Genomic DNA, 18421 nt, shown 5'->3' with positions numbered 1-18421 from the left:
AATTTAGAGAATTAGATAGATATATTTTTTTCCGGCGAACTTGCTACTGCAAAGTCTTGTTTTTTAATTCTTCCTGCCAGAAAAGCTTGCCTGCCAGCTTTCACACTATAATTTATCGCTTGAGCCATTAGAGGAGGATTTGCAGCTTGTGCTATTGCACTATTGATTAAAACACCATCAGCTCCAATTTCCATAGCTTGAGAAGCTTCACTAGGTACCCCAATTCCTGCGTCAATTATTACTGGCACTTTTGAATTCTCAATAATAATCCTTATATTTGATAAATTTAACAAACCTTGCCCGGAGCCTATGGGAGAGCCCAATGGCATTACAGTTGCACAACCTATTTCTTCTAGTCTTTTTGCAAGAATGGGATCTGCATTGATATAAGGTAGTACAGCGAAACCTTTTTTAATTAAAATTTCGGCTGCTTTAAGAGTTTCTATTGGATCTGGTAGCAAATACTTTTTGTCAGGAATAACTTCTAACTTCACAAAATTATTTTCTTCTTGACCAGATAATTTTGCAAGTTCTCTACCTAAAATTGCTATTCTGACTGCCTCATCGGAATTAACACAACCAGCTGTATTAGGAAGCATCCAGTATTTTTCCCAGTTGATCTTTTCGAGTAAATTTTCTCCGGTCTGATCATTTTTAATTCTTCTAACAGCGACGGTTATAATTTCCGTTTCAGAATTTGACAAACTTGCCACCATATCTTGAGTAGATTTGTATTTGCCAGTACCAACCATTAATCTACTGGAAAATTGTTTTCCACCAATTAGTAAAGAAGAATAATTTTCCATATTTAGAATCCCTTATCCTTAATACCTTTATAAGGTTCATAATTGTTTCTTTTTTCTAATTCCTTACTTTTTTTTATTGCTGTTTTGTTTTTTGGATCTATCACCAAAACTTTTTGATAAGTTTCATATGCCAAGTCGTACTCAAGTAAACGCTGTTGTGCTGATGCGAGGTTATTTAGGGCTATAGGATATTCTGGAAGTGATTTTATTGCAGATTTATAGTGTTTAATTGCTTTCTTAAATTCATTTTGAGCAGCATAAGAAAATCCTAAAGCATTATTTATTATCGCTTTGGCTTCATCAGGTTCATTTTCATAATTTTCAATTGCTTTTAAAAAAGTTTTAGTAGCTTCAGGATATAATCTTTTTTTTATTTGAATAGACCCAAATTCATATAATTCTGTAGCTTGAGTGAGAGAATCTAAACCTTTCTGCTCGAATTTGACTAAATTTAATTCTTCACTCCTGGTTTTTAGAAATTGTCTGAATACAAAGATAGAAATTATTATTAATACAACAAAAAGAATTATTAAATAAGATTGAAAGGAAGATATTTCCATTATTTATAATTATTTTCTTAATTATATTCTTTTTTCTACTGACTTACGGAAGAAACAATTTTTTCAAAACACTTAGGATCGGTTATGGCTAATTGAGCAAGCATTTTTCTGTTAATGATAATATCTGCATTTTTCATCCCATTTATTAACTTGCTATAATTTGTTCCATTTATCCTCGCAGATGCGTTAATTCTAGAAATCCAAAGTCTTCTAAAATCTCTTTTTCTTCTTCTTCTATCCCTATAAGCATTACAAAGAGCTTTCATCACTCTTTGGTTTGCGGTTCTGAAAAGATTTTTGTTGCCGCCTCTAAAACCTTTTGCAAGATTTAAGATTTTGTTTCTTCTTTTTCTGGCTATGTTGCCTCTTTTTACCCGTGCCATGAATATCTAATAAAAATTGGTTAAAGATTTATGCGTATGGAATCATTAATCTTACATTATCAGCATCTCTTTCATCAACTACGGCTTTTGTTGATAGATGTCTTTTTAATTTTGAGCTTTTATGATCAAGTAAATGATTATGGAAAGCTCTTCTTCTCATGAATTTACCCGTCGCAGTAGCTTTAAATCTTTTGGCAGCTGATTTACGAGTTTTTAGTTTAGACATTTAAGTCAAATGTGTTTAATTAGGATAATCTAAACCTTTATACGCATTGGTGCAAATTAAAGTTTTTAATTGATAAGGAAAGTTCTAATTTATGAAACTTAAATTTGCCTTTTTAAACTTATTTTTAGGTTGTATTTCTCTTTTAGTAATAAACACTAAATTTATTTCAAATGCAAAAGGAGAAGAATTGCTAAAGGTTGAACTCCATAATGAAATTAAAAAAGGAAAATTTTTAATTGGTTTAAAGCAATATTTAGGTGGGGAGAATGATAGTTTTTCGGAGAAAAAGAATATAAACTTTACAACTAATAAAGGTTTTGTAAACTTGATATCGTCCAACGGTATTAAGCATAAATCAAAACAGATAAATATTACCTGGGCGGATATTCCTGTTAAAAATCCAAAAACAATTGAAAGAATTGTTTTTGGTCCTTTTGCTAGCTATGAATCGGCAAAAAAACAATCAGAGAAACTAAGAGATAAGGGATTTGATACGACTGTTGCCTACCCTAAAAATTGGGAAGTATGGATTCCATTTCAAGAGGATCTGCCAGAGTTTGAATTAAAAAATAAGATTTATAGAAAAATAAAAAATTTTCAAATTACTCCTGTTCTTAGAAATGACTACAGTGGTATAAAACTTGAAGGTCCCATATGTATTTATTCTGAAGAGAAAATAAAAATAAATGGTGTTAATTTTGGCAAAAATTTTTATTTAATAAAGGATTTATATGGAACTTGGACCTTAGTTCAAAAAATTGAATTTGATGACTATTTGGCAGGTGTTTTGCCATATGAAATTGGACCGAATTCTCCTTTAGAAGCACTCAAGGCTCAAGCAGTTATTGCAAGAACTTGGGGCATATTTAATTCTGATAGATTTAATATGGATAAATATCATTTATGTATAAGCACTCAATGTCAAGTTTATAAGCCTTCTGAAATTTCATATAAAAACGTACAAAAAGCCATAGACGAAACTTCAAATTTAATTCTCACTCATGAAAATCAACCAATAAATGCTTTTTATCATGGTTCTAATGGTGGAGTATCTGCTACTGCAGGCGAGTCTTGGCAAATTCAAGATTATTCTTATTTCAATTCAATCATTGATGGCTCTAAATCATTAAATAACATTTTTAAACTACCAATTACAAATGAATTTTATTTAAATAATTTTTTAGATTTTGATAAGGAACAGTTTTATGGGAGTAATCATTCTCTTTTTCGATGGAATAAGAAAATTTCTAGTCTTGAAATTAAAGAAAAGTTAATTAAAAACAAACTTATAAATATTAATGAAGATGTTTTGGATTTAAATTCTATTGAACGTGGTTCTAGTGGCAGAGTGACAAAATTGGAAATACAAACTGACAAGGGTAATAAATCTATTGTTCTTGTTAAAGATGATATTCGACGGGTATTAAATTTTATACCTAGTAATTTGTTTACTATTAATAAATTAAATGATGATTTATGGCTTTTGAGAGGAGGAGGCTTCGGTCATGGTGTAGGTTTATCTCAGTCAGGAGCAATTGAAATGGCTAAATTAGGATTCTCTTATGAACAAATATTGAATCATTACTATCGAAATGCAAAACTAAAAAAATTTGAGATATTGTCTCAATGGAAGTTAAGTAATTAACAATTTACTTTTATGAGTAAGGGTTTTTATAAAAATCGAAGATTGAAGTCGTTTATATTTCTTAGTGCTTGTTTTTTAGTAGCTTTTATTCCTCACGCTAACAATATCGAAAATTTCTTTTATATAATGTTGACTCTTTCTTTTGTGATTGTTTTTTACGGTTTAATAGTTATTTCGAGAAATTTCAAAAGGAACAACGTTTTAAATACTTTAAGCAGAAGAATTAGCAATAAAGAGTTACCTGTGCTTGATATTTTAGTCGCAGCTAGAGATGAAGAGAATGTCATATCAAGATTAGTTGAAAGATTATTTAGTTTAGATTATCCAACAAATAAATTAAATATTCATATAATCGATGATGGTAGTTCTGATAAGACGCCTTTAATTTTAGATCGATTATCAAGACAATATGAAAAGCTAAAAGTCATAAGTCGTTCTCCAAATGCAGGAGGAGGAAAGTCAGGAGCTTTGAATTATGCCTTGAAATTTACCCATGGTGAATGGTTACTAGTTTTGGATGCTGATGCTGAATTAAAAAAAGATTCTTTGATAAGGTTATTTAGTTTTGTAGAAGAGGGTGATTGGTCTGCAGTTCAACTAAGAAAATCAGTAACAAATGTAAGTAAGAATTTTTTAACTTCCTGTCAGTCAATGGAGATGGCTATGGATGCAATCTTTCAATATGGAAGATTATCAGTTGCTGGAGTTTCCGAATTAAGGGGAAATGGTCAATTAATTAAGAAAGAAACATTATTAGCATGTGGTTCTTTTAATGAAGATACAGTTACAGATGATCTTGATTTGAGTTTAAGATTATTATTATCAAAATCTAGAATTGGAATCTTATGGGATCCTCCAGTCATGGAGGAGGCAGTTGAGAATTTAAATGCTTTATTAGCCCAAAGGCAAAGATGGGCAGAGGGGGGGTTGCAAAGATTCTTCGATTATGGAGATCAATTATTTACTAATAAAATTGATTATTTGCAGAAATTTGATTTAACTTACTTTTTCATCTTGCAATATGCATTACCAACCATTTCTATTTTTGATTTAGTTTTCAGTATTGCTTTTTTAGATTCACCAATTTACTGGCCTATTTCATTTACAGCTTTTATGTTATCTGGAATTGCTTTTTGGTACGGTTCTTCTTGTAAAAGTGAAGTACCTGTATTGCAAAAAAGCAATTTTTTGATGGTATTTGTATCGGTTTTTTATTTATCACATTGGTTTTTAGTAATCCCTTGGGTAACTATAAAGATGTCTATTTTTCCTAAAAAGATACTCTGGCGAAAGACTCTTCATACTGGAGTTTAATCTATTCATCAAGGTCTATAATTTCTCCATTAAAAAAATTTGCTAAATTTTTTGAACTATCATCATAAGTTTCCTCGTTGGAAATTTTTGTTGTCGAATTAGTTTTTGGTTCTATTTTTTTTATTGGTCGGAAATTATTTACTTCATTTTGGGTTATTTCTGGAGTGTTTGTAGGGTTACTTTTATTTAATTGTTTGGTTGAAAAATTAAGTATTATTCCATCTCCAAATATCTTTTTTACAGTATCTTCAATTATAACTTTTCTGCTTTTTATCATATTTTCCCAGTTTGGAGATAATGCAATTGTGATTTTCTCCGAATCAAAACTTTCAAGTTCGGCTTGTTGTGAAAGTAACATTCTTGTTGATGGTAACTCTACTTTAGAAAGAATTAATTCCCATTTATCTTTTAAATTTGATCGAGGATTATTTTGGTTATTTTCAGAAATATTTTCAATACTTTCTTTTTCAAGAACTTCAAATTTTTCTAATTTTTCCTCTTTTTTTTCGATCAATTCCTTGTGTGTTATCTCTTCTTGGATACTTGGTTTTGGAATCTCATGTGAAATATTTTCTTTATTAATTGGAATGTTTTTTCTACTTTCATGCTCCTCAGTCGTATTATTTTTACTTTCTTTTTTATTTTCCAAACTATTTATCTCTTGACTATCCAGAAGACCAGTTAAATGTATTTCTAACCAAAGCCTTGGATTATCACTTGATTTGATTTGATATTCAATATTTCTCAGATTATTATGCCAATTTACTATTTTAGATTTATTAATTGTTTTTGAGATTTTATCTAACTCATCTCGAAATTCATCAGAGGTATAATAAAGATCTGAATATTTGTTATTAGTAGTGTGTAATAGTAGATCTCTTGTTATATTCAACAATCCGATAATTATTTGAAGAGGTTCGTTTCCGGAATCATATAATTTGTTGCAAGTGTCAATTAATGACTCTGGATTATTCTCAACCAATGATTTAATCAGATTTGTTAATTCACTTTCTGATACTTCTCCTAGGAGGTTTTGGATACCGTTAATTGTTATCCCTTCTGGTAAAAGATTCAATTGTTCAAGGAGGCTTTGCGCATCTCTCATACCTCCATTAGACCTTTTTGCAATCATTTTTAACGCCTGAACTTCGTACTTAATGGATTCTTTTTCGGAGATTTCTGATAAATGTTGAAAAATATCACTAGGGCTTATTCTTCTAAAATCAAACTTTTGGCATCTACTTTTTATTGTATTTAATACTCTCTCAGGATTTGTTGTCGCAAGTATAAATACAACTCTTGAGGGCGGTTCTTCAATAGTTTTTAGTAACGCGTTTGAAGCTGCCGTTGAAAGCATATGACATTCATCAATTACATAGACTTTCCATCTCGCTTGAGTAGGAGCAAATCTCGCTCTTTCTATAATTTCTCTTATATTTTCTACTCCTGTATTTGATGCTGCATCAATCTCGATAATATCTAGAGCGCTCCCTTCTGTAATTTGTCTACATAAGTCACATTTACAACAAGGAGTTATAGTAGGTTGGTCGAATGCCTGGCAATTTAGAGATTTTGCAAAAATTCTTGCACTTGATGTTTTTCCAGTGCCTCTTGGACCATTAAAAAGATATGCAGGAGCAATTTTTTTTGTTAGTAGAGCCTGTTTGAGTGTAATGGATATAAATTTTTGCCCAACCAGTTCGTCTAAGTTGTTTGGTCTATATTTTTGATGAAAAGGTTTATGTATATTTGGCATTTATTTTTCATTAATTAGAAAAATTAGGGATTCAATTAAAAAAATTAAACTATAATTTTATGCAGACTCTTTAATGATTCTTTTTGATCCTGAAGGTAGTTTAACAATTTTAGATGAGAACAAATTATCTACCATTTTTTTCGTAATTGTGAATTCTTTTACATTTTCTTCAGAAGGCAAAGTATACATTATGTCTAGCATTAGCTCTTCAATTATTGATCTTAATGCTCTTGCACCTGTTTTTCTTTTGTATGCTTCATTTGCTATCGCTTCAACAGAATCAGGCTCAAATGATAATTCAACATTATCCATACTTAGCAAAGTTTTGAATTGCTTTACTAATGCATCTCTTGGTTGAGTCAAAATAGATTCTAAAGTTTCTTTAGTAAGACGATCTAATACAGCACAAACCGGAATTCTTCCAATAAATTCTGGAATTAGGCCATATTTCACTAAGTCATCTAATTCTAAATTTTTCAGGGAATCTCTTGGGTCTACTATTTTTTTTGTATCAACTTTGTTTTGATCTGAATTGGTGGTAAAACCTATAGAGTGTTTACCCATACGCTTTTGAACGATATCCTCTAAACCTATAAAAGCTCCCCCACAAATAAATAGTATTTGACTCGTATCAATTTGGATACAGTCATGATACGGATGTTTTCTTCCGCCTTGTGGTGGCACATTAGCAATTGTTCCTTCAAGCATTTTTAATAAAGCTTGCTGTACTCCTTCACCAGAGACATCTCTAGTAATTGAGGGATTCTCGCTTTTTCTTGCAATTTTATCTATTTCATCAATATAAATAATTCCTTTTTGAGCTAGTTCTACATTCATTTCTGATTTCTGTAGAAGTCTTAAAAGTATGTTTTCAACATCCTCCCCAACATATCCAGCTTCTGTCAAAGTCGTTGCATCAGCTACTGCAAAAGGAACATCTAAAAACTCTGCTAAAGTTTGCGCCAATAATGTTTTTCCACTTCCAGTAGGGCCGATGAGTAAAATATTTGATTTTTGTAATTTAGTTGCTTGTGAATCTGTTGCATTGTTATTTTTACTATCTTCTTTAACTTTCCAAGCTAATCGCTTGTAGTGATTGTATACGGCGACTGATAATATTTTTTTTGCGGATTCTTGTCCAACAACTTGATTATCTAGAAAACTTTTAATTTCTAATGGCTTAGGAATTGAGGTTAATTCTAAAGGAACAGATTTTTTTGGATTATCAGTTGGTAATTTCTTTTTTACTTGCGGAGGGTTGTTTGTGTTCGCTTGATTATCAAGTAGTTCTTCATCGAGAATTTCATTACAAAGATCTATGCACTCATCACAGATATAAACCCCAGGACCAGCTATAAGCTTTCTTACTTGGTCTTGTGATTTACCGCAAAATGAACATTTAAGATGGGCGTCGAATTTAGCCATCGATAATAAGTTTTTAAAAGTGAAAGGTGTTAAATATTCCCTATTCACTAGGATTGCTTATAAATATCGATTCGTCATCTTATTCTTAAAAAATCAGAACCCCTTGTCACTTTTTGATAACTTTATCAATTAATCCATATTCGACTGCTTCTGAGGGAGATAAAAAATAATCTCTTTCTGTGTCTTCATTAATTTTTTCTAAAGGTTGACCAGTATGTTCTGCTAAAAGCGAATTTAATGTTTTCTTGAGAAAAAGTATTTCTTTAGCTTGTATTTCAATCTCTACTGCTTGACCTTGTGCACCTCCTAGAGGTTGATGAATCATAATCCTAGAATTAGGTAAAGCCAATCTTTTCCCCTTTGCTCCTCCAGAAAGAAGAAATGCCCCCATACTTGCCGCTACTCCAAAGCATATTGTCACTACATCAGGGGATATTTGCTGCATAGTATCGTATATTGCCATTCCTGCAGTTACTGAGCCACCAGGAGAATTGATATATATTTGTATGTCTTTTTCGGGATCTTCCGCTTCAAGAAATAATAATTGTGCAACAAGTGAATCAGATACTTGATCATTAATTCCAGTACCTAAAAAAATTATTCTCTCCCTTAATAGTCTTGAATAAATATCAAAAGCTCTTTCTCCTCTACCTGATTGTTCTATAACAGTAGGAACAGCAGCAATGGTTTTATTGTTACTTTCGTAAGAACTTATTGAGCTTTGGATTAAATGTTTTTTTTCTGAGTTCACAAAATAGTTTTCGTCTTATAAATAATTTAAGGGGTTTTTGTCTAATTAGTAGGAAATTTCATAAATTATTTTTTTTCTTTTTTATTTTGAGTTTTTGTAGTTTTTGTAGTTTTTGACGCAGTTTTTGTGGCTTTTGTTGTTTTTGAGGTTTTTGTAGCTTTAGAAGTTTTTGTAGTTTTTTCTTTTACTTCAGAATTTTCTTCAAGCCAAATGATTAATTTTTCTTTGAGTAAATCGTTAGTTAATACTTCTGTTAGTTTTTTAATATCTATTTGTTTTGAAGATTGAGAGATTGCATCTTCATAATCTTTCATTTTTGAATCAATTTCATCTTGCTCAACTTTTATGTTTTCAGTTTCAGCTAATGCTTTTAAAGCTAAATTTCTTTGAACATTTTTTTCAGCTTGAGGCCTTGTGGAATCTGCTAATGACTTAACTAATTCTGGAGTGAAAGTAGATTTAACATCAAGACCTTGTTGAGCGAATCTTTGAGCGGTTTGTTCAATATTATTCCTCACTTCTATATCAATCATAGATTTTGGAATTTCAGCAACCAATTCGTTTGTTAAGGCATCTAATAAAGCTTCAATTTTGATATCTTTTTGAGTTTTTTCAAAATTGTCTTTAAGTTGCTTTTCAATATCTTTCTTTAACTCTTTTAATGATTCTTTGTTGCCAGACTGTTTTGCAAAATCGTCATTAAGTTCAGGCAATTCTTTTTCCTTAAGATCCTTAAGATTTACTTCAAAAATTGCTTCTTTGCCTCTTGAATCCTCATGAGAATAATCATCAGGAAATTTAAGGTTAAGTGTTTTAGTATCACCAATTTTCATCTTTACGATTCCCTCAACGAAACCGGGAATCATTTTGTTCTTTTCTAACTCAAGATCCATTGATTCACTTGTTCCACCATCAATCTCTTTACCAGAATCTTTATATTTTCCTTTGAAACTAACTACAGCAATATCTCCTAATTTTGCTGCTCTATTGGTAACTGGAATAATGTTTGCAAACTGATTTCTAGATTTTTCTAGCGCTTCATCTATTGACTTAGGATCAAACTTTGTCTTTGATATTTCAACACTAAGTCCTTTGGATTTTTTAAGTTTTAATTCTGGGGCAACATCAGTTTGAAGAGTAACCTTAAGTGATTTTTCAGGACTAAACTTTGCAAGTAAAGATTCAAATCCATCCACCAATTCTGGCTCACTTAGTGGCTCTATAGATTTTATTTTTAACGCTTCTTGCCATGATTTATCAATAATTTTTTCCAGAGCAGAAGCATGTAATTGTGTGATGCCAATTCTTTGGATTAAGACTTGTTTAGGAATCTTACCAAGTCTAAATCCCGGAATTTTAGCTGAACGACTGATAGAATTGATTGTTTCATTTACACACGTTTTGCATGTCTCAGATGGTATTTCTAATTCGAATGAAATTCTACTTTGAGGCAGAGGAGTTGTTTTGACTATTAGTGCATCTTTAGCCATGTTTTTCTAAGTTATTACTTTGAACCGAATCTTAATTATTTCACATTATGTGATTTCCTTGAAAGTTAATTTTTTGATAAAGTAAAAAAAATAGTCAATCTATTCATAAAAATCATTTTAAAGTGTGAGACAATTTCCTTATTTGCCTAATAGGCCATTAAAAGTTGCTGTTTTAGGTTCTTCAGGTGCTGTGGGATCTGAATTGCTAAAAATTCTTGAACAACGTGATTTCCCAATATCAGAATTGGTCTTGCTTTCATCAGAGCGGTCAGAAGGAAAAAAAATTATTTGGAAAGGTGAAGAACTAGTTACAAAAAAAACAACTAAGGAAGAATTTAAGAATCTTGATCTAGTTTTGGCGTCAGCTGGCGGAAGTATTTCAAAAAAGTGGTTATCTACCATTATTGATCAAAATGCTTTACTGATAGATAATTCAAGTGCTTTCAGATTAGATAAGAACGTTCCTCTTATAGTCCCTGAAGTTAATGCTAGTGACGTACTTAATCATGATGGGGTAATAGCCAATCCAAACTGCACTACCATTTTGTTGACATTAGTTTTAGCTCCATTAAACAAACTTTCTACTATTCAAAGAGTTATTGTCTCAACATATCAATCTGTCAGTGGTGCAGGCCAACTGGCGATGGAGGAACTAAAACTTTTAACTGAAAAATATCTTCAAGGAAATCCTCAAAAAAGTGAAGTTTTGCCATACTCCCTTGCTTTTAATTTGTTTTTACATAATTCTCCTATGCTTTCAAATAATTACTGCGAAGAAGAGATGAAAATGGTTAATGAGACAAGGAAAATATTAAATATTGCTGATTTAAAGCTCTCTGCTACATGTGTTCGAGTCCCAGTTCTAAGAGCACATTCTGAATCGATCAACATTGAATTTGCCGATGTAGTTGAGCCTAAAGAAGCTCTTGAAGAATTAAAAAAATCTCCTGGAATTGAAATTATTGAGGATTACAAAAATAATAGATTTCCTATGCCAAATGACGTTATGGGAAGGGATAATATTGCTGTTGGCAGGCTAAGAACTGATATAAGTCATCCTCATGGATTAGAATTATGGTTATGTGGAGATCAAATAAGAAAAGGAGCAGCTCTGAATGCTGTTCAAATAGCTGAGTTATTAATTCCAAAAAAATGATTACAGACAAAACTGAGTGTAATAATCCATTATTTGGAAGAATATTGACTGCAATGGTTACTCCATTCACTGAGAATGGAGATGTAGATTATGAACTAGCTATAAAACTTTCAAATTATCTTTTTGAGAACGGTTCCGATGGAATTGTGTTGTGCGGTACTACTGGAGAATCTCCGACTCTTTCATGGGCGGAGCAGCATGATTTATTTATTGCGGTAAAAGGATCTTTGGATGCAAGCTGTAAAGTAATAGTTGGCACTGGTAGCAATTGTACAAGCGAAGCTGTGGAAGCTACAAAAAAAGCTTACGACTCTGGTGCCGACGGTGCTTTGGTCGTTGTTCCTTATTACAATAAGCCGCCTCAAGAAGGTCTTTATAAACATTTCAGTTCTATTGCTAAATCTGCAAAGGATTTGCCTCTTATGCTCTACAACATTCCTGGCAGGACTGGATGCAATTTATTACCTGATACTGTGAAGAAACTTATGGATTTCTCAAATATTCTCAGTATTAAAGCTGCAAGCGGTAGAATAGAAGAAGTAACAGAATTAAGAGCTATTTGTGGCTCCGAACTCTCTGTATATAGTGGCGACGATTCATTGTTGCTTCCAATGTTATCGGTAGGTGCTGTAGGAGTAGTAAGTGTTGCAAGTCATTTAGTTGGATTGCAATTGAAAGAGATGATTCATTCTTTTCAAAGTGGAAAGGTTTCCAATGCTCTTGCTATTCATGAAAAACTTCAGCCTCTTTTCAAAGCACTCTTTATGACTACTAATCCAATCCCAATTAAAGCTGCTTTGGAGCTCTCGGGATGGGATGTAGGTAATCCTAGAAGTCCTTTGTCACCTTTAAACAATGACATGAAAAAGCAACTATCTTTTATCCTGAATTCCCTATAATAGGGATTATATTTAACTTGATAATTAAATTTAAATAAACCTTATTTGATTACAAGCAGGCCTTCATAAATTTCAAAATTATGCAATCAAGTACAAATTCAACTGTAAATAGATCTACTCATGATTCATCTAGATCTAAAAGTAATACTCCAGCTCTACGAGTAATACCTCTTGGAGGATTACATGAAATAGGAAAAAACACTTGCGTTTTTGAATATGGCGATGAATTAATGCTTGTTGATGCTGGCCTAGCTTTCCCATCTGATGGTATGCATGGCGTAAACGTTGTTATGCCTGATACAACTTTTTTAAAAGAAAATCAAAGAAGAATAAAAGGAATGATTGTCACTCACGGTCATGAAGATCACATTGGTGGTATTTCTCATCATCTAAAGCATTTTAATATTCCCATTATTTATGGCCCAAGATTGGCAATGTCAATGCTTAGAGGAAAAATGGAGGAAGCAGGGGTATCTGATAGAACAACTATACAGACAGTAAATCCAAGAGATGTTGTAAAAGTAGGACAACATTTTTCTGTTGAATTTATTCGAAATACCCATTCTATTTGCGATAGTTTTTCTTTAGCAGTTACAACACCTGTTGGCACAATTATTTTTACAGGAGATTTTAAGTTTGACCATATGCCAGTAGATGGAGAGCAATTTGATATTGAAAGAATGGTGCATTATGGAGAGAAGGGAGTTTTATGTATGTTCAGTGATTCGACTAATGCCGAAGTTCCAGGTTTTTGTCCTTCTGAGAAGACTATCTACCCCTCTTTAGAAAAACATATTGCAGAGGCAAAAGAACGAGTTATCCTTACTACTTTTGCTAGTTCTGTGCATAGAGTGACCATGATCTTAGAATTGGCCATGAAACATGGAAGAAAGGTCGGTTTGTTAGGTAGATCGATGATTAATGTTATTGCTAAGGCAAGAGATATTGGTTATATGAAATGCCCAGATGATTTGTTCGTTCCTATCAAGCAAATTAGAGATTTGCCAGATAGGGAGACCTTATTATTGATGACCGGTAGTCAAGGAGAACCCCTAGCAGCATTAAGCAGAATCTCTCGTGGTGAACATCAGCATGTTCGTCTCAAGACTACTGATACTGTAATATTTTCAGCCAGCCCAATTCCTGGTAATACTATTTCTGTTGTTAATACAATAGATAGATTAATGAAACTCGGAGCAAAGGTTGTTTATGGAAAGGGTGAGAATATTCATGTTTCTGGTCATGGTTTTCAAGAAGATCAAAAGTTAATGTTGGCACTCGCAAAACCTAAGTTTTTTGTTCCTGTTCATGGAGAACATAGAATGCTTGTTTGTCATGGGAAGAGTGCACAAACTATGGGGGTTCCAAAAGAAAATATCTTAATTATTGAAAATGGAGATGTAGTTGAGCTAACACCTAATTCTATTCAAAAGGGTGATCCTGTAAAAGCTGGTGTTGAACTACTTGATAACTCACGAAATGGGATAGTAGATGCTCGAGTATTAAAGGAAAGGCAGCAATTAGCTGGGGATGGTGTAGTAACTGTTTTAGCTCCTATTAGTACAGATGGGAAGATGGTTGCGCCTCCCAGAGTTAATTTAAGAGGAGTTGTTACTACTGCAGAGCCAAGAAAAATGTCTATGTGGACAGAACGAGAAATAAGTTGGGTCTTAGAAAATAGATGGAAACAATTATCCAGACAAACTGGGCCGAATAATTTTGAGGTAGATTGGATTGGTGTACAAAGAGAAATTGAAAATGGTTTATCGAGAAGAATGAGAAGAGAATTACAAGTTGAACCACTTATTTTGTGTTTAGTTCAACCTGCTCCAAGTGGAACTCGTGCTTATATTCCAAAGATTACCGAAGAGCAAAATTTCTCCAATAGAAATAGAAATAATAATAATTTCCATAAGAAATCAAACAATAATAATCATCCCAATAGTTCAAATAACCCACAAAATACCCAAAAAAGTCCAAAAGTATCACAGAATCCATCAGCTGAGACTGCTACAGAAGATTCATTTGAAGGTAGAACAAGAAGAAGAAGATCTGCTGTTACATCTTAACTTTTTTCAAAATTTATATAGTTTTTATCCCAAACAATTTTTAAAAACTCTTGCAGATTAATTTGACCTTTATTTTTTTCATAAATTGAAGTTGCTAATTTTGTCAGATTTTTAGAACTACATTGCTTTGGAGATATTTCTTTTAAAAATCTATTTAAAATTGTGCATCTCGCTTCAATACACATACCATTTAGGAGATTCCTATCGATACCTTTAATATCTTTACAATAAAAATACGCAAGTTCACTTAGATCATTACGTTCATTATTGTATTTGCTCATTTTTTGGGAAAAATTATTTATCCTTTCAGAACAACCAGGATAGATGACTTCCAAGATAGGAATAATTTTTTTCCTTACTAAATTTCTTTTTAATTTAAGATCTGAATTTGTAGGATCTTCCCAGACAGGAATCTTCATTTCATTGCAAAATTGTTTTGTATCTTCCCTACTGAAAATTAATATTGGTCTTATTAAATAAATTTGATTTTCTATTAATCTTTTACTCTCAATATTACTCAGACCTGCAAAATTGCTTCCTCTAGATAAATTGAGAATAAATGTTTCTGCATTATCACTACTCGTGTGACCAGTCAGCAAATAAATATTATGTTTTTCCTGGTTTGTACTTAATAAAGTTTTGGCTCTTTCACATAATTTTTTATATCTCCATTCTCGTGCTTTTTCTTCTGAAGAAATATCTTCTTTATTTGCTTGATCAAAAGAGAATGAAATATTTTTATCTTCGCAATAATCTTTTAATTCAAGAGCATATAGTGATGATTTTTCGTGCCACTGATGATCACCATGCCAAACACTAATAGACCAATTATGTAGTTTTTTTAGGTCATTAATTAGGGTTAATAAGGCCATTGAGTCTTGACCCCCTGAAACACTTATTAAAATATTGGATCCTTTGGGAATTAATATTTTTTTGGCAAGAATCTCCTTATGAAGCTGATGATGCCATGATGACCAATTTTTCTGACTTAATTTTTTATCAGTCATTTTGTGTTGCTCAGATAATATTTTTTAAAAAATGCACTGTTTTACTAAAACAATGTCACAATCGGGTAATAAATTCATTAAGTCAATGAGTCTGATTAATCTTTTGCCACAAAAAATCAACGAAGAGTTAAGAAGCAAATCCTTACTCAAAGTTATTTCAGGATTGAATAATTTCGATGTTCAGTCTGTGAAAATAATTGTTGAGGCTGCTTCATTAGGAGGTGCAGATCTTGTCGATATTGCTTGTAAACCTGAACTCGTTGATTTAGCACTTAAGAATTCAACACTACCAGTTTGTGTTAGTTCAGTAGTGCCTCGCTCTTTTCAAGATTGTGTAAAAGCAGGAGCATCATTAATTGAGATAGGAAATTACGATACTTTTTATGAAAAAGGCATTAATTTTTCAGATAAAAAAGTTTTAAACATTACAAAAGAGACGAGGGATTTATTGCCTAATTTTCCTTTATCAGTAACTGTTCCTCATACTATGCCTATTGATAAACAAGTTGATCTTGCTGTAAAGCTAGTGGAAGAAGGCGTTGACATTATTCAAACAGAAGGTGGCACCAGTTCTACTCCTTACTCTCCAGGAATTCAAGGTTTTTTTGAAAAATCAGTACCAACTCTTGCATCTACCTATGCTATTCATCAAGAATTTAAGAAACAATCTCTGAATATACCAATCATGAGTGCCTCTGGATTAAGCCAAGTAACTTGTCCACTAGCAATATCCTCTGGAGCCTCAGCAGTTGGCGTTGGATCTGTAGTTAATAAATTAGATGATTTAATATCAATGATTGCGGTTGTTAGGGCCTTAAAAGAATCTTTGAAAAATTCAATCATTGGAGAAAAAATTTCTTAGTATAGCAATATCCTTTAGCTACTAGCTTGATGAACAACTATAAGCTTCAAGCTCCTTACGAACCAAATGGAGATCAACCAGAAGCTATTAAAAAATTAGTTAAAGGCGTAAATAATGGTAAACAGTTTCAGACTCTTTTAGGAGCTACTGGAACTGGAAAAACATTTACCATTGCCAATGTAATTCAACAAACAGGAAGGCCAGCACTTGTTTTAGCCCATAACAAAACGTTGGCTGCACAACTATGTAATGAATTAAGGGAATTTTTCCCAAAAAATGCTGTTGAGTACTTCATTTCTTACTACGATTATTATCAACCTGAAGCTTATGTACCTGTAAGTGATACTTACATAGCCAAAACTGCTTCAATCAATGAAGAAATAGATATGCTTAGGCATTCTGCAACACGCTCATTATTTGAAAGAAAAGATGTAATTGTTGTAGCCTCAATAAGTTGTATTTATGGTCTTGGTATACCGAGTGAGTATTTAAAAGCTGCAGTTAAATTTGAAGTGGGAAAATCAATAAATCTACGTTCTTCTTTGAGGTCTCTGGTTGAAAATCAATATACTAGAAATGATATTGAAATTACTAGAGGTAGATTCAGAATTAAAGGTGATGTTTTAGAAATCGGTCCAGCTTATGAAGATAGATTAATAAGAATTGAGTTATTTGGTGATGAAGTCGAGGCTATTAGATATGTTGACCCTACTACAGGAGAAATACTTGAAAGCTTGGAACAAGTTAGCGTTTACCCAGCGAAGCATTTTGTAACTCCAAAAGAAAGACTTGAGAGTGCAATAAGTGCAATTAGAAGTGAATTAAAAACTCAACTAGATAAATTTACATACGAAGGAAAATTATTAGAGGCTCAACGTCTAGAACAACGTACAAAATATGATTTAGAAATGCTTAAAGAGGTTGGTTATTGTAATGGAGTTGAGAATTATGCTCGTCATTTATCAGGTAGGGAGGAAGGTTCACCGCCAGAATGTTTAATAGATTACTTTCCCAAAGATTGGTTGTTGGTAGTTGATGAGAGTCATGTAACATGTCCTCAACTTCATGCGATGTACAACGGTGATCAATCTAGAAAAAAAGTTTTAATAGATCATGGTTTTAGATTGCCAAGTGCTGCAGATAATAGACCTTTAAAATGTGAAGAGTTTTGGGAAAAATCAAAACAGACATTATTTATAAGTGCAACCCCCGGTCAATGGGAATTAGATCAATGTGATGGTGAATTTATTGAGCAAGTTATAAGACCAACTGGGGTATTAGACCCGGTAATTGATGTAAGACCTAGTGAAGGCCAAATAGAAGATCTGTTATCTGAAATAAGAATTCGAGCTGAAAAGAATCAAAGAGTGCTTGTGACAACACTTACTAAGAGAATGGCTGAAGATCTAACTGATTTTTTATCTGAAAATAAAGTAAGAGTTAGATATTTGCATTCCGAAATCCATTCAATTGAAAGAATTGAAATTATTCAAGACCTCAGAATGGGCGAATATGATGTTTTGGTAGGAGTTAATTTATTAAGAGAGGGACTAGATCTTCCAGAAGTATCCTTAGTCGCCATTTTAGATGCTGATAAAGAAGGTTTTCTGAGGGCAGAAAGGTCATTGATTCAAACAATAGGAAGAGCTGCCAGACATGTTGAAGGTGTTGCCTTGCTTTATGCGGATAACTTCACAGATTCAATGAAAAGAGCAATATCTGAAACTGATAGAAGAAGAACTATTCAAAAAAAATATAACCAAGTCAATGGTATTACTCCAAAACCTGCAGGCAAAAAAATAGAAAATTCAATATTATCTTTTCTAGAACTTTCCAGAAAACTTGATGCTGGTGGTTTATCTAAAGATTTAATAAATATAGTTAATAACAAAACTGACGCAATTCTCAGTTCCAGTGATAATCAATGTTTGCTCGAAGAATTGCCTGACTTAATAGAAAAGTTAGAAATTAAAATGAAAGACGCTGCAAAAGAGTTAAATTTTGAAGAAGCAGCAAATTTGAGGGATAGAATCAAAAAATTAAGGCAAAAATTGGCAAGAAATAATTAAAAA

16 protein-coding genes are annotated in these 18421 nt (G+C 32.3%); 7 read left to right on the top strand and 9 right to left on the bottom strand.

Features of this window, described 5'->3' with window-relative positions:
* Window positions 1–11 precede the first annotated feature (11 nt).
* From A9601_RS17950 to rpmI, 4 genes are read right to left on the bottom strand one after another with little or no spacing between them, the layout of a single operon-like run.
* Window positions 12–806: a thiazole synthase gene (locus A9601_RS17950; protein ID WP_011819274.1), complete on the bottom strand. Its 795-nt coding sequence runs from the start codon at window positions 804–806 to the stop codon at window positions 12–14.
* Window positions 807–808: 2 nt separating this feature from the next.
* The gene (locus tag A9601_RS17945) at window positions 809–1366 is read right to left on the bottom strand and encodes a tetratricopeptide repeat protein (protein ID WP_011819273.1); all 558 of its coding nucleotides are present in this window, start codon (window positions 1364–1366) and stop codon (window positions 809–811) included.
* Between the two features lie 35 nt (window positions 1367–1401).
* Window positions 1402–1749: a 50S ribosomal protein L20 gene (gene rplT, locus A9601_RS17940; protein ID WP_011819272.1), complete on the bottom strand. Its 348-nt coding sequence runs from the start codon at window positions 1747–1749 to the stop codon at window positions 1402–1404.
* Between the two features lie 28 nt (window positions 1750–1777).
* Window positions 1778–1975 carry a 50S ribosomal protein L35 gene (rpmI, locus tag A9601_RS17935; RefSeq protein ID WP_011819271.1) on the bottom strand — a complete coding sequence of 66 codons (198 nt, stop codon included), beginning with the start codon at window positions 1973–1975 and terminating at the stop codon, window positions 1778–1780.
* Window positions 1976–2066: 91 nt separating this feature from the next.
* Here rpmI and A9601_RS17930 point away from each other — a divergent pair, with 91 nt between their 5' ends.
* Window positions 2067–3620 carry a SpoIID/LytB domain-containing protein gene (locus A9601_RS17930; RefSeq protein WP_011819270.1) on the top strand — a complete coding sequence of 518 codons (1554 nt, stop codon included), beginning with the start codon at window positions 2067–2069 and terminating at the stop codon, window positions 3618–3620.
* Window positions 3621–3632: 12 nt separating this feature from the next.
* A complete protein-coding gene (locus A9601_RS17925) occupies window positions 3633–4934 on the top strand; it encodes a glycosyltransferase family 2 protein (RefSeq protein WP_011819269.1) in 1302 nt (433 codons plus the stop codon).
* A gap of 1 nt (window position 4935) precedes the next feature.
* Here A9601_RS17925 and A9601_RS17920 read toward each other — a convergent pair whose 3' ends face one another.
* The 4 genes from A9601_RS17920 to tig all read right to left on the bottom strand — a co-directional run bounded on the left by A9601_RS17920 (window position 4936) and on the right by tig (window position 10356).
* Window positions 4936–6690, bottom strand: a complete 1755-nt coding sequence (locus tag A9601_RS17920; protein ID WP_011819268.1) for a DNA polymerase III subunit gamma/tau — start codon at window positions 6688–6690, stop codon at window positions 4936–4938.
* A gap of 57 nt (window positions 6691–6747) precedes the next feature.
* A complete protein-coding gene (clpX, locus tag A9601_RS17915) occupies window positions 6748–8115 on the bottom strand; it encodes an ATP-dependent protease ATP-binding subunit ClpX (RefSeq protein ID WP_011819267.1) in 1368 nt (455 codons plus the stop codon).
* A 106-nt stretch (window positions 8116–8221) separates the two neighbouring features.
* A complete protein-coding gene (clpP, locus tag A9601_RS17910; RefSeq protein WP_011819266.1) occupies window positions 8222–8866 on the bottom strand; it encodes an ATP-dependent Clp endopeptidase proteolytic subunit ClpP in 645 nt (214 codons plus the stop codon).
* 65 nt (window positions 8867–8931) lie between these two features.
* Window positions 8932–10356 (bottom strand): trigger factor, encoded by a 1425-nt coding sequence (tig, locus tag A9601_RS17905; RefSeq protein WP_011819265.1) that lies wholly within the window; start codon window positions 10354–10356, stop codon window positions 8932–8934.
* A 124-nt stretch (window positions 10357–10480) separates the two neighbouring features.
* On the opposite strand from tig, the gene A9601_RS17900 reads away from it, so the two are divergent.
* From A9601_RS17900 to A9601_RS17890, 3 genes are all read left to right on the top strand, one after another.
* On the top strand, window positions 10481–11512 hold the full coding sequence (locus A9601_RS17900) for an aspartate-semialdehyde dehydrogenase (RefSeq protein WP_011819264.1): 1032 nt from the start codon (window positions 10481–10483) through the stop codon (window positions 11510–11512).
* Window positions 11509–12411 carry a 4-hydroxy-tetrahydrodipicolinate synthase gene (gene dapA / locus A9601_RS17895; protein WP_011819263.1) on the top strand — a complete coding sequence of 301 codons (903 nt, stop codon included), beginning with the start codon at window positions 11509–11511 and terminating at the stop codon, window positions 12409–12411. The genes A9601_RS17900 and dapA overlap by 4 nt, the downstream gene beginning before the upstream one ends.
* A gap of 80 nt (window positions 12412–12491) precedes the next feature.
* Complete coding sequence (locus A9601_RS17890) at window positions 12492–14480, top strand: ribonuclease J (RefSeq protein ID WP_011819262.1); 1989 nt, start codon at window positions 12492–12494, stop codon at window positions 14478–14480.
* Here the strand turns inward: A9601_RS17890 and tilS are convergent.
* Window positions 14477–15487, bottom strand: coding sequence for a tRNA lysidine(34) synthetase TilS (gene tilS / locus A9601_RS17885; RefSeq protein WP_011819261.1), 1011 nt, complete (start codon window positions 15485–15487; stop codon window positions 14477–14479). The genes A9601_RS17890 and tilS overlap by 4 nt on opposite strands.
* Window positions 15488–15572: 85 nt before the next feature.
* Here tilS and A9601_RS17880 point away from each other — a divergent pair, with 85 nt between their 5' ends.
* Both A9601_RS17880 and uvrB read left to right on the top strand, forming a co-directional pair.
* Window positions 15573–16349 carry a DUF561 domain-containing protein gene (locus tag A9601_RS17880; RefSeq protein ID WP_041484641.1) on the top strand — a complete coding sequence of 259 codons (777 nt, stop codon included), beginning with the start codon at window positions 15573–15575 and terminating at the stop codon, window positions 16347–16349.
* A 29-nt stretch (window positions 16350–16378) separates the two neighbouring features.
* Complete coding sequence (uvrB, locus tag A9601_RS17875) at window positions 16379–18418, top strand: excinuclease ABC subunit UvrB (RefSeq protein ID WP_011819259.1); 2040 nt, start codon at window positions 16379–16381, stop codon at window positions 18416–18418.
* The last annotated feature ends 3 nt before the right edge of the window (window positions 18419–18421 follow it).

Origin of the sequence: Prochlorococcus marinus str. AS9601, assembly GCF_000015645.1 — a bacterium.
Classification (GTDB): domain Bacteria; phylum Cyanobacteriota; class Cyanobacteriia; order PCC-6307; family Cyanobiaceae; genus Prochlorococcus_A; species Prochlorococcus_A marinus_O.
This window is presented reverse-complemented; position numbering and strand designations above follow the sequence as displayed.